Raw genomic sequence first — 13,482 nt, forward strand, 5'->3', positions numbered from 1 at the left:
CTCCTAAAATCTGAAATACAGGAACGGATTATATGTCTCTGTCACTAGATATGCGATACACAAAATGAACAGTACCGCATATACGATTCCATTCAAAAGCGTCGTATTCCACTTCTTCTGACGCAGCATATGCTGATATCTGACATCTGTAAGCGGAGTAGAACCAATGATCAGAATGATCCACAATACCAGATTCGTTGTAAGCAGATACAGGCTTTCCCTGTCTGCCACTCCGTGTGCTCCTGCTCCAAACATCATTCCCAGATATCTGGCCGCCCCTCCAAGTGAAGGACTAAAGAATAATACCCATCCGATCACAACCAGCACAATACTGTAAATATGGCGTACAACCGAAGGGAGTTTATCCAGTACCGGTGACAGGATATATTTTTCAATGATCAGTATGATCCCGTAATACAATCCCCATGCCACGAAATTCCATGCAGCTCCGTGCCATAATCCGGTCAGAAACCATACAACCATTAGATTGAAGATATGCCGGCTCTTCGATACTCTGTTGCCCCCGAGCGGAATGTATACATAATCCCTGAACCAGCTGCTCAGAGAAATATGCCATCTGCGCCAGAATTCAGTAATACTTTTCGCTATGTACGGATAATTAAAATTCATACAGAACTCAAATCCAAACATCTTTCCAAGTCCCACTGCCATATCCGAATAACCACTGAAATCAAAATAAATCTGAAACATATAGGCAAAAGCACCAAGCCATGCACTCAGTACCGACACATTGCCCTTTCCAAGTCCGGTTACTTCCGTAAATATCATACCAGAAGTATTCGCAAGCAATACCTTTTTTGCAAGTCCACGTATAAAATACATGCACCCTTCTCCGAACTTGTCCCATGATGATTCGCGGTTTACAAGCTGCTCTTCAACATCTGCATACTGTACGATCGGTCCTGCGATAAGCTGCGGAAACATTGTTACATATAATGCAAAGTTCAGGATATTCTTCTGAACTTTAACATTTCCCCGATAAACATCTATAATATAAGACAATATCTGGAATGTATAAAATGAGATACCGATCGGCAGTGCCAGCGGATGATATGTAATATGCACCGGCAGCACCGCATTCAGTGAATCCAGCACAAAGCCTTCATATTTGAAAAATCCCAGGATTGCAATGTTCACCACAATATTGAATATAAGGCTTCTTTTTGCCAGCCTTCTGTCCGTCAGATTTCTTGCTATATCAAGTCCACTGAAATAATTGAACAAAATGGATAACAGCATCAGGAAAATATAGACCGGTTCACCCCATGCATAAAAAATCAGACTTGCAAGCAGCAAAACCGGATTGTGGAATCTCTCCGGCAGCAGGTAATACAACACCAACACAGCCGGTAAAAATGTAAATAAAAAAACAATACTGCTAAATAACATCTTTCTAATTCCTCTGCCTTCTAATAAATACTATTCTTAAATGCGGCTTCTATGCGGTCCGCATCTTTTGAAACAGCTAATAATATGTAATACCCCCTGGTTTCATCGATTGCAGAATGAAGAAGCCTGGTCTGTTTTACACCATAGCCCTCAAAACTCTTCTTCTGTGTAGACAAACGCTCCTCTACAGCCTTCTCCACATCTTCTACCTGGCTCTTATCTTTTACTTTTACTACCAGTATCTCATTTACACTCATGACATCATCCGGTATATACAACATTGTTCCGGCATAATCGTTGGCATTCAGACCATAATACTTCTTAAGGTCCTGAGAACTTCCCTTTTTCATGCCTTTCAGAGAAACAGATTTTTCAATATTCTTTTGTATCGTATCTACGGATACGGTATTATCTCCCTCTCCGGAAACCAGCAATACCACATAGGCAATCAGTGCGATCACCATCAGATACTTACATGTATTAATAATATCCAGTCTTCCTTTTCTCATTATAATCCTGCTGCCTCCGCCATATGATCTACCCATTTCGTATAATAAGATGGTGACATATGGATCCCATCATCGGCATAATACTCCTGTTTTACCAGATCTGTATTATCGATGAATGTCACTTTTTCTTTTTTACATAATTTTTTCAGTTTTTGATTGAACTTTGGAACATTGGCAAATAAAGGTCTTGTTTCAATCGCCGACTGCGCCGCCGGAAGAATACAATTGACATAAATCTTCGTATCCGGCAGGGACTCTTTCAGATCCTCTATAACATTTTTATATGCTTTCACAAATCCGGACGCATTTCCATTCTGTGCTTCGATATCATTCATTCCATAGGCAAGAAACAGCACTTCCGGCTTCATCTCTTTGGCTTTTTTTATATGTTCCACAATCTTTTTACTGCTGACTTCCGAAACTTCCGTTCCGCGGTCTGCCTGTACATTCGCCTCATCCAGCACTCCGTACTCATATAAGCCCTGTGTGATCGAATCTCCAAGGATCAGACAATCCGCAAACTTTTCGCTTACGGATCTGTTATCTGCTGCTTCTTCCTTCACACGTTCTTCCTCTTCAAGTTTCTGGATTTTTTTATTTACTTTTCCGACATCCGTACGATCCATCTCACTCAGGATCTTCCTGCCTTTCGTTGTGTCCTGCTTTGGATTATTAAGCCTTACTGCTACAACGATTCCTCCAAGCACAATGATCACTGTTGCCAGAATTACTGCAGTCCTAAGCACATGATCCTTTTCTTTTTCCGGAATCTCTGCCGGCTGTTTAGCTTCCTTCTCCTCAGAATTTTTATTATCTATTTCCAAAAAAATTCCTCTCTTCTACATTTCTTTTTGTTGATAAATATATATTCAACTTATTTTACTGTTTTTTCATTCCCATGTCAATTTATATCAATTTTTGTGCTATAATACAGATTACATTTATTTTTATCCGGAGGTTATTCCTTATGAACGTATACCAGTTATCAGCCAAAAATTGTATGTCCCATCTTCTTTTAAAGGATACTTTTGATACATTTCTCTTTATCGAAGGAGAATTCACTACATTTAACAAATTCACCATAAGCGGTTATCTCCAGGAAGACTTCTTCGACGAAAAACTGGAAGAGACTTACTCCCGCTGGGAAAAGATCCGTGACTTCTGCTTCCAGATCATCCGTGGCAAACGCACTCCTCTGAACTTCAAGATTGTCCTTGCTCTCCCGGACGATCAGATTCCTGCCTTCCTGACAGCCCACGGCCTGACCGCTTACCGCCCGGAAGATATTCAGGGACTCTACCTCAATTTCCACTACGATGGAAGCACCCTCCAATGCATCACCGGCACTTCCCTCAAAACCTTTTCTATGGATAAGTCCATCGAAAGAGAATGGGATACCGAAGTAAAATCCATCTTAAAATCCAAAAATATCGAAGGCGAATACTAGAATACAAACAAAAACCATGCAACTATGGATTTCTCTTTCCACAGCTGCATGGTCTTCTTTACTTCAACTCTCTGCCAGACTTACTTCGTAAGCAGCATCATAATCTCATTACTTCTCTTTACAAACGCTGTCATCTCTTCAGGATTCAATGGCTTATGTGCCAGCATTGCCAGATCATACAACTGTTTGCAGATAATACTTGTATTCTCGCTGCCCTTATGATCAACTACATACTGAACCAGCGGATGATTTGCATTCAGGATCAGTGTACTTATTGTACCCATATCCATTCCGCTCATGCCGTACATCTTCATCATTTCCTGCATACGGCGGTTCTCTTCAGATAATGTCATCATAGAAGCTATATTTTCATCTTTTAATTTTTCGATCTTAACATCCAGTTTCTCGTCACCAAGCTCTTTACGGAAGATTTCTACCAGGCTGTCAGATGTCTTCTGGAATGCTTCTTTTTCCTCTTCGGCAACTTCTTCTTTTGCTCCTGCTGTTACATCTGCATCAATTCTCTGGAACTTGATGTTCTGATTGCGCTGCTCTAACTGTGTAATAAACGGTGAATCAATATTGTGGCCGAGGATTACTGCATCCATGCCCTGTTTCTTAAACATATTGATGTACTGGCTCTGCTGGATCTCATCGGTTACATAGTAGATGATCGTCTTGTCTTCTTCTTTCTTCTCTGTGTTCTGATCATCTGCTTTGTTGTCCTCTGTCTTGGCATTCGGATCTTCTACGGTTCCACCATTTGCCTCGATACAGTCTTTCAGTGTCAGATACTTGTGATCCAGATTCTTGAACAGAACCGCGTCTTTCATCTTGTCACAGAACTTTTCATCTTTCAGGCATCCGAACTTGATGAACGGACTGATGTTATCCCAGTATTTCTCATAGTCTTCTCTCTTTGTCTTGCACATTCCGGAAAGCTTGTCTGCAACCTTCTTGGAAATGTATTCAGAGATCTTATTCACAAATCCGTCATTCTGTAATGCGCTACGTGATACGTTAAGCGGCAGATCCGGACAATCGATGACTCCCTTTAATACCATCAGATATTCCGGAATGACTTCTTTAATATTGTCCGCGATAAATACCTGGTTGTTGTATAACTTAATTGTTCCTTCAATAGAATCATACTCTGTGTTGATTCTTGGGAAGTACAAAATTCCTTTTAAATTAAATGGATAATCCATATTCAGGTGGATCCAGAACAGTGGCTCTTTGTAATCCATGAATACTTTGCGGTAGAAGTTCAGATAATCTTCATCACTGCATTCATTCGGATGCTTTGTCCACAGTGGGTGGATATCACTTAATGAAACTGGACGTTTTTTGATCTTTACTTTTTCTTTGGCAGGTTCTGTCTCTACCATTTCTTTCTCGCCGTTTTCATTCTCTTTTTCTTCCATCTTGGCATCTTCGTGAATATGCTCGATTACTTCATCATCATCTTTCAGATCTGCTTCGTCGATCGTCTCATATTCAGGCTCTGCATTTGCCTTGGAAAGGAAGATTTCTACCGGCATAAATGAACAATATTTCTCCAGAACTTCTCTCATTCTATATTCATTAGCGAACTCCAGGCTGTCCTCATTCAGATACAGGGTCATTGTAGATCCGACTTCCTGTTTGTCGCCTTCTTCCATCTCATACTCAGTTCCGCCGTTGCTTACCCAGTGTACCGGTTTTGCGCCTTCTTTGTAAGAGAGTGTATCGATATGCACCTCATCTGCTACCATAAATGCAGAATAGAATCCAAGACCGAAATGTCCGATCATATCATCTTCTGTTGTCTTATCTTTATATTTTTCAAGGAACTGTGTAGCTCCTGAAAATGCAATCTGTGTAATATATTCTTCTACCTCATCGGCTGTCATTCCAAGACCGTTATCTGTAAATTTCAGAGTTTTTTCTTCTGGATTAACCTCAACTTTGATCGCCGGTTTGTAATCATCCGGTAACTGGTATTCACCCATCATATCCAGCTTCTTCAGTTTTGTGATCGCATCACATCCATTGGAAACCAACTCACGTGCGAAAATATCGTGATCGGAATATACCCATTTTTTAATGATCGGGAAAATGTTTTCACTGCTGATTGACAAACTACCTTTCTTTGCTGCCATTGTAAATCACTCCTATTTCTACTTTTATATTTCTATCATATTAGTGACAAAAGATGCCGTATTGCCGACTGGCCCACATCTTTTTGTTACATTTTTCATCTAACAGATATGATAATACTGCATATTTTAAAAGTCAATAGAAAATTAGCACTCTTTTAAAAAGAGTGCTAACAATTCTATGAAATTTATAAACCATTTATAAACTTTGATATTTTTATGATATTTTCGCCGAATATCCTTATATTAATATTATATGTGCCGTACCATTTTTCCGGCTACTCTATGCTTTTCAATGATTCTACCATGTCAATTTTCTTTAACTTGAAATACATTACCCAGTTTACGAATAATGAAAATCCTATCGTAAATAAAAAGCTGTAGATATAACTCGGAAGATAAATGCTTCGTCCAAACATCGCCGCATCCACTTCCACCGTCTGAATTACGAACAGGTGCAGGACTTTACCGAATATCACACCTACGAAAGCTCCAATTAGCGTCAGCAGGATATTTTCCCGGAATACATATTCCGCTACTTCCACATCATAGAAGCCAAGCACTTTCAAAGTTGCAAGCTCTCTCTGACGCTCTGTAATGTTAATACTGTTCAGATTATAAAGTACTACGAATGCAAGCATTCCCGCCGAAACGATCAGGACTATGATCACCAGATTCAGGCTGGCAAGCATATCATCCAGCTGATCCTTAATATCATGCAGATAAGAGATTGTCAGTACCTGATCTTTCGCAAGGATTTTTTCTCCGGCTTTTTTCACCTGCTCTTCTGAATATCCATCCTTTGCCCGGAACATGATACAGTTATATTCTGCTGTCTTTCCATATACTTTCTTATAATACTGCGGCGTAAAATACATGTAATGTCCCATATAGTTCTCACAGATATACGCAATTTTTACTGTGACACCTTTTGCCATACCGTCCTTAAGATTTATCGTATCACCTTCTTTTACATTCAGAAGTTTTGCCGTCTTCTCACTGACAATTGCACCATTGTCTGTAAGTTTGTATGATTCTTTCGTCTTCCTGTCATGGAAATCTTCATATTTTCCGACAATATCCGGATTGCCAAGTACGCACTGATAAACGCTGCGTTTTTTATTTCCCTTTGATGCCGTCACGCTCTGCATCCTCGCATCCATATAAGTCTGAATATCCGTATCTTCTTTCAGATATTCCTTCAACTCTTCTTTCTCTGTCTTTGTTACATCATCCTTGTAGAAAATATGCCCGTCATACAGTTGGATCTCATCGTACTGAATATCTGCGATCTCATATACCGAATCCTTTACCCCATATCCAACCAGCATCAGTGCCATACAGCCGCCAATTCCAAATATCGTCATAAAGAAACGTTTTTTATAACGCATCAAGTTTCGGATTGTTGATTTCCATGTGAAATTCATTCGTTTCCAAATAAATCCAATTCTTTCCAAGAACACTCTTCTTCCCTTTTTTGGTGCCGGCGGACGCATCAGCACAGCCGGTTCTGCAGCCAGTTCTTTATAGCAGGATGCAAGTGTCGCTCCCATGGTACACACGATCGAAGCGACCGATGCCATCACCGCATAACTCATATGATATGGTACATAAATCTTCGGAATATGCGGATACATAATCTCATATGCATAAATGATAATATACGGCAAGATCTTTTCTCCTGTCAGCACTCCCAGAATACTTCCTCCCGCTGTTGCAAGAAACGCGTATCCCAGATACTTGGAAGCAATAGAAAAATTACTGTATCCCAGTGCTTTCATTGTACCGATCTCAATTCTCTGCTCTTCCACCATACGGGTCATACCGGTCAGACTGATCAGAGCAGCAACTAAGAAGAACATCACAGGAAATACTTTTCCGATTGCACGCATACGGTTTGCATTTTCCCCAAATCCATCATATTCTACCAGTGTACTTCTATTGTATACATACCATTTTGGATTTTTTATCTTCTTAATCTGTTCTTTTGCATCAGCAAGCTTTTTCTCACCTTTTGCGATTTCTTCCTCAGACGTCTCTTTTCCGTCCTCATATTCTTTTCTCGAATCGGCAAGTTTGGCTTCATTTTGAGCAATTTCTGTCTCGCCATTTTGCAATGTCTGTTCCTGTGCTTTCAACTCTGCTTTACCGGCATCTAATTGTTTCTGTCCGGATTCTATACTTGCGGCTGCACTGGTAAGCTTTGCCTCACAGGCGTCCAGCTTCGCTTTTGCCTGGTCAAGCTCGGCTTTCCCATTTGCGAGCTTTTGCTTTGCTGCATCAAGTCCGGCCTTCTGGGTCTGATAATCCTGTTCTTTTGCATCCAGTGTCTTCTTGGTCTCCTGCGCCTGCTGCTCCATTACCTGGATCTTCTGTAATAATTCCTGATTCTGGTTGGGATTCTCCTGATCCGGATCCTGTCCCGAACCGCCTGCTGCCTGTGCTTTTAGTGCCTCAATCGTATTCAGAAGAGTCTGATATCCCGCCCAGCCTTTATCCAGTTCGGCTCTGTATGTAACCAGGCCTTCCTCTCCTGCCTGAATCTTTGCCTGCGCTTCTGCATACTGGGAATCATACGCAGCTTTTCCTTGTTCGTACTGTTTCTTTCCCTGGGAAAGCTCTTTCAGTCCATTTTGATACGTCTTTTTCGCCTGATCCAATTCTTTTTGTTTTGTATCTATCGTCTGCTTTGCTGCTGCAATCTGCGACTTTCCACTCGCAATCTTTTCTTTTGCCTGCGAAACCTGCGTCTCTCCATCCGTAATCTGCTTTTTGGCATCCTCAAGCTTCTGCTTCGATTCCGCTTTGCCATCATCCAGCTTTTTCTGCGCTTTCGCAAGTTTTTCATTTGCCTTATCTTCAAGTTCCGACTTCCGGATCTTTCCTCTTTCTTCTGTGATTGCTTCGATTCTCTTTTGGACGGTCTTTACTTTCTCTTTATATGCCTTCGTATAAGCAGTCAGATCTTTTGCACCTGCCACCTGTACGTACATTTCCGTATACACATCCAGATCAAAGGTTTTCTCCGGAACCACTACGAATCCGCTTATCGTACCGGTTCCAATGGTTGTGCTTCCTCGGCTCAGTGAAATGTAGTATGGGGAATTTCCTTTTCCGACTACTTTTAATTCGTCCGTCTTCAATGTATCTGTCACCTTGTCATCTGTTCCGGACTTTAATTTTATCGTCTCGCCGATTTTATAATTCATCTGGTCATCAACCAGACATTCCCCTGCTTTTTCCGGCATACGTCCTTCCCTTACCGTGATCTTATTCATATCCTCCATCGCTGACATCACATGAAGTACATATTGCTTCTTATTCTTTATATTCAGGAAATCTGCACTGTAGGCACCTTCAGCCTTTCCCACTCCCTTTATGTTTCCGACCGCACTTACATCCTCTTTCGTAATTCCAAGCGTACTGACAGCCTTAATGTCCATCAGATCCGATTCATCAAAATACGCATCTCCCGTAATTCTCATAGATGGTTCCGATGCCCGGATTCCAGAAAAGAACGCAACCCCCAAAGCAACAATAAAAAGAATTGAAATAAAACGGCCAAAATTCCGTCGGATCTCCATGTAAAAATTCTTTCGTGTTATCTTTCTTGCCATCTGTTATCCTCACCTCTTTGTCTTACCATTCTATGGTCTCAACCGAAACCGGCTGTGGATTTTCGATGATCTTATCAACCCGTCCGTTCTTGATCTTGATCACCCGGTCTGCCATCGGTGCTATTGCCGAGTTATGTGTGATCAGTATAACTGTCATACCATTGTTCCGGCATGTATCCTGAAGTAATTTCAAAATGGATTTGCCTGTATTGTAATCAAGCGCTCCCGTTGGTTCATCACAGAGTAATAATTTCGGATTCTTCGCAAGTGCCCTTGCAATCGACACTCTCTGCTGTTCTCCTCCTGATAACTGAGCAGGAAAATTATCCAGACGGTCCCCAAGTCCTACTTCTTCCAATACCTCTTTTGCATCCATCGGATTCTTACATATCTGGAGTGCAAGCTCCACATTCTCCAGTGCCGTCAGATTCGGTATCAGATTATAAAACTGGAACACGAATCCGATATCATCTCTTCTATATGCAGTCAGCTGCTTCGTTGAATACGTAGCAATATCCTGCCCATCTACCAGCACCTGCCCCTCAGATGCCGTATCCATGCCGCCAAGAATATTGAGAACTGTGGTTTTCCCGGCTCCACTCGGACCAACAACAACTGCAAATTCTCCCTTTTTAATCTCAAAATCAATTCCTGCGGCCGCCATGATCTCAACTTCGCCCATCTGATATATCTTCTTAACATCTTTCAAAGTCACAAATTCACTCATGCATACTTCCTCCGTGTGCGTATATTCGTATGTCAATTATACCATCTTTTTCGTGGAAACCACAGGGGCAATTTTCTATTTAATGCATTAAGCGGTTGATACCCGGCCGGAAGAAAAGGAAGAGAGTCCCGCTGCGTGCTGATTCAATCATGGAGTATTTCTAAAGCATAAAAATTGTCCTAAAAGCAGCAGTCAAAAAAACATAACTCGCAAGCTCAGACAATGATTTTTTGACTGCTAACGGCCAATTTTGATGCTTAAGAAATACTAACCATGATCTCATATGCACGCAGCGGGACTCTCTTCCTTTTCTTCCTTACGTTATCGCATACTGTAATGATTCAATAGTGGAAGCGTAACCGGCGTGATACCGAAAGTGTACAAAAAATCCGGAAAATCAAGGCTTCCACCTCAACTTTCCGGCTGCACACAAAGGTTACAACCCTCTATTGAATTCATTATCATTGGCCAAGCACGACATGAGAAAGACTTGGTGCTCTGTTTGTCGCGTATATGGAGTGATGTTTAGAAAAACTTAGGGTGTTCAAATCTCCGTTAAAGGCATGGAACGAATTGTTTGAGCGAAACGAGTTATGAGTGGAATGCCTTTGCTTTTAGGAGATTTGGACATCCTTAGATTTTCTTACATCACGGAATCTTAGTAGCAAACAGAGCACCAAGTTTTTCTCATGGACTGAGAGGCCGCGATAATTAATTAAATAAAAAATTACTTCAACATCTCCCGCAATTTCTGATTCACCATTCCAGGATTTGCCTTTCCTTTCATGGCTTTCATAGTCTGTCCGACCAATGCGCCGAGTGCTTTTTCTTTGCCGCCTTTGTAATCGGCAATGGCTTTTGGATTCTTCGCAATGACTTCTTTTAACACTTCTTCCAGTGCGCCTTCATCATTGACTGTCTTTAATCCGTGTTCTTCTACATAACTTTCCGGATCTACATCTTTTTCAAATACCTGTTCGAACACTTCTTTGGCAACGGAACTGTTGATGGTTCCTGCTTCTGTAAGCCCGATCAGTTTTGCAAGATTTGCCGGTGAGAAGCTGATATCTTCCGGTTCCATGCCGTGTTCTTTTAACAGACGCATGGTTTCTACCATCAGCCAGTTGGATACTTTCTTCGGTTTTCCACAAATTACTGTTGTCTCTTCAAAGATATCCGCCATATGCTTGGACTCTGTGAGAATTTCTGCATCGTACTGTGGAATATCGAACTCTTTCTTATAACGTTCCAGTTTTTCATCACGGAATTCCGGCTGTTTTGCTTTGATCTTTTCAATCCACTCATCGTCGATCACGATCGGTACAAGATCCGGTTCCGGGAAATAACGATAATCCTGGGCATCTTCTTTGGAACGCATTGCGTGAGATGATTCTTTATTGTCATCCCATCTTCTGGTCTCCTGGATAACAGCTTTTCCTTCTTCGATAAGTTCGATCTGACGCTCTCTTTCTCCTTCAATGGCTCTTGCGATTGCCTTGAATGAGTTCAGGTTCTTCATCTCTGTTCTGGTTCCGAATTCCTGTGTGCCGACTTCTCTTACCGATAAGTTCACGTCCGCTCTCATCGAACCTTCCTGAAGCTTGCAGTCTGATGCTCCCAGATACTGGATGATCGTTCTTAATTTTTCCAGATAAGCGATAACTTCTTCTGATGAACGCATATCCGGCTCGGATACGATCTCTACAAGCGGCACACCACTTCGGTTAAAATCTACCAGAGATGTATCATCCCATTCATCATGAACCAGCTTTCCGGCATCTTCTTCCATATGCATCTCATGGATGCGAACTTTCTTCTTTGTATCACCAACTGTGATCTCTACATAGCCATTTCTTGCGATTGGCTGATAGAGCTGTGAGATCTGATAGTTCTGCGGGTTATCCGGATAAAAATAGTTCTTACGGTCGAATTTGCACACTCTTGTAATATCACAATGTGTTGCAAGGCCGATTCCCATTGCATATTCTACAACTTGTTTATTTAATACCGGAAGTGATCCAGGCATACCGGTACAAACCGGGCATGTATGTGTATTCGGTGCTCCTCCGAATGCCGTGCTGCATCCGCAGAAGATTTTTGTCTTTGTTGCAAGTTCTACATGGACCTCAAGTCCAATGACTGTCTCATACTGTTTTGCCATGACTATCTGTCCTCCTTTGCAAGTTCTGGTGCTTCATATGCCTTCGTCTGTTCAAATGTATATGCGGTCTGAATGATTTTGTTTTCTTCGAAACAATTTCCGATCAACTGCATACCTACCGGAAGTCCTTTGGAATCTTTTCCTACCGGAATTGTGATTCCCGGAAGACCTGCCAGGTTGACAGAAATTGTGTAAATGTCTCCCAGATACATCTTGATCGGATCACTTAAGCTCTTTCCAAGTTCCGGTGCTGTCGTCGGAGCCGCCGGAGCTACGATCACATCATATTTTTCAAACGCTTTATCAAATGCTTTCTTAATTAACGCTTTTGTTTTCAATGCTTTCAGATAGTATGCGTCATAATATCCGGAGCTCAGAACGAATGAACCAAGCATGATTCTTCTCTTTACTTCCGGTCCGAAACCTTCAGAACGGGATTTCTTATACATATTGTGAAGGCCTTCATATTCTTCTGTACGGTAACCATATTTCACACCATCGAATCTGGCAAGGTTGGAGCTTGCCTCAGCGGATGCAATGACATAATATGCAGGGATCGCATATTTTACAAGACTTAAGTCAAATTCTTCTACAACCGCACCTTTTTCTTCCAGTACTTTCACTGCCTGTAAAATATTTTCTTTCACCTCAGCGTCCAGTCCATCTCCAAAATAATCTTTCGGGATACCGATTCTCATGCCTTTTACATCATCTACCAGTGCAGATGTGAAATCATAGCTTTCGCGTTTGATCGATGTACTGTCCTTTGGATCATAGGATGCAATCGTCTCTAAGATTGTTGCACAGTCCGTCACATCTTTCGCAACCGGCCCAATCTGATCCAGTGAAGAACCATAAGCGATCAGTCCGTAACGGGATACCGTTCCATATGTTGGTTTGATTCCGACTACACCACAGAACGAACTTGGCTGCCGGATAGATCCGCCTGTATCGGATCCAAGTGCATATGGTGCTTCTTCTGCTGCAACCGCTGCACAGCTTCCTCCCGAAGATCCCCCCGGAACATGCTCTAAATTCCACGGGTTCTTTGTCGGTCCGAAATAAGAAGTCTCTGTCGTACTTCCCATGGCAAATTCATCCATGTTCGTCTTTCCTAAGATAACTGCTCCTGCTGCTTCCAGATTCTTAACTGCCTCTGCGGTAAACATCGGTTGGAAGTTGCCGAGAATCTTCGAACTACAGGTTGTCAGCATTCCTTTCGTACACATGTTATCTTTGATCGCCACCGGTACACCTGCAAGCGGTCCTGTAAGTGTTCCATCATCAATCAATGTCTGCACTTCTTCTGCACGCTTTAATGCACCCTCTTTATCAAGTGTTACAAAACTATTTACATCTTTTTCTACTTTTTCAATCTGTGCAATGGAGGCTTTCACGGCTTCCACAACAGATATTTCTTTTGCTTTGATCTTCTTTCCAAGCTCTACTGCTGTAAGACTTGTAATATCCATA

At 41.7% G+C, this 13,482-nt stretch carries 9 protein-coding genes; 1 reads left to right on the forward strand and 8 read right to left on the reverse strand.

Annotated elements, in window-relative coordinates:
- Positions 1–3: 3 nt before the first annotated feature.
- Genes NQ508_RS10355 through NQ508_RS10365 form a run of 3 tightly spaced genes read right to left on the reverse strand, consistent with a single transcriptional unit; the run spans position 4 to position 2,743 of the window.
- Entirely contained in the window at positions 4–1,410 is a 1,407-nt protein-coding gene (locus NQ508_RS10355; RefSeq protein WP_006427917.1) for an MBOAT family O-acyltransferase, read from the reverse strand.
- 20 nt (positions 1,411–1,430) lie between these two features.
- Positions 1,431–1,919, reverse strand: coding sequence for a DUF4358 domain-containing protein (locus tag NQ508_RS10360; protein ID WP_006427918.1), 489 nt, complete (start codon positions 1,917–1,919; stop codon positions 1,431–1,433).
- Positions 1,919–2,743 (reverse strand): GDSL-type esterase/lipase family protein, encoded by an 825-nt coding sequence (locus NQ508_RS10365; RefSeq protein ID WP_242654761.1) that lies wholly within the window; start codon positions 2,741–2,743, stop codon positions 1,919–1,921. Before NQ508_RS10365 ends, NQ508_RS10360 begins: the two co-directional genes overlap by 1 nt.
- Before the next feature lie 143 nt (positions 2,744–2,886).
- Here NQ508_RS10365 and NQ508_RS10370 point away from each other — a divergent pair, with 143 nt between their 5' ends.
- The gene (locus NQ508_RS10370; protein ID WP_022416288.1) at positions 2,887–3,366 is read left to right on the forward strand and encodes a DUF5721 family protein; all 480 of its coding nucleotides are present in this window, start codon (positions 2,887–2,889) and stop codon (positions 3,364–3,366) included.
- 80 nt (positions 3,367–3,446) lie between these two features.
- Here NQ508_RS10370 and htpG read toward each other — a convergent pair whose 3' ends face one another.
- From htpG to gatA, 5 genes are all read right to left on the reverse strand, one after another.
- A complete protein-coding gene (gene htpG / locus NQ508_RS10375) occupies positions 3,447–5,507 on the reverse strand; it encodes a molecular chaperone HtpG (RefSeq protein ID WP_006427922.1) in 2,061 nt (686 codons plus the stop codon).
- Positions 5,508–5,782: 275 nt separating this feature from the next.
- The gene (locus NQ508_RS10380; protein ID WP_006427923.1) at positions 5,783–9,121 is read right to left on the reverse strand and encodes an ABC transporter permease; all 3,339 of its coding nucleotides are present in this window, start codon (positions 9,119–9,121) and stop codon (positions 5,783–5,785) included.
- Positions 9,122–9,143: 22 nt separating this feature from the next.
- Positions 9,144–9,848, reverse strand: a complete 705-nt coding sequence (locus tag NQ508_RS10385) for an ABC transporter ATP-binding protein (protein ID WP_006427924.1) — start codon at positions 9,846–9,848, stop codon at positions 9,144–9,146.
- 727 nt (positions 9,849–10,575) lie between these two features.
- A complete protein-coding gene (gene gatB / locus NQ508_RS10390; protein WP_006428032.1) occupies positions 10,576–12,009 on the reverse strand; it encodes an Asp-tRNA(Asn)/Glu-tRNA(Gln) amidotransferase subunit GatB in 1,434 nt (477 codons plus the stop codon).
- A 2-nt stretch (positions 12,010–12,011) separates the two neighbouring features.
- Positions 12,012–13,481 (reverse strand): Asp-tRNA(Asn)/Glu-tRNA(Gln) amidotransferase subunit GatA, encoded by a 1,470-nt coding sequence (gatA, locus tag NQ508_RS10395; protein WP_044920270.1) that lies wholly within the window; start codon positions 13,479–13,481, stop codon positions 12,012–12,014.
- Position 13,482 lies beyond the last annotated feature (1 nt).

The organism is Dorea longicatena, assembly GCF_025150085.1.
GTDB lineage: Bacteria > Bacillota > Clostridia > Lachnospirales > Lachnospiraceae > Dorea_A > Dorea_A longicatena.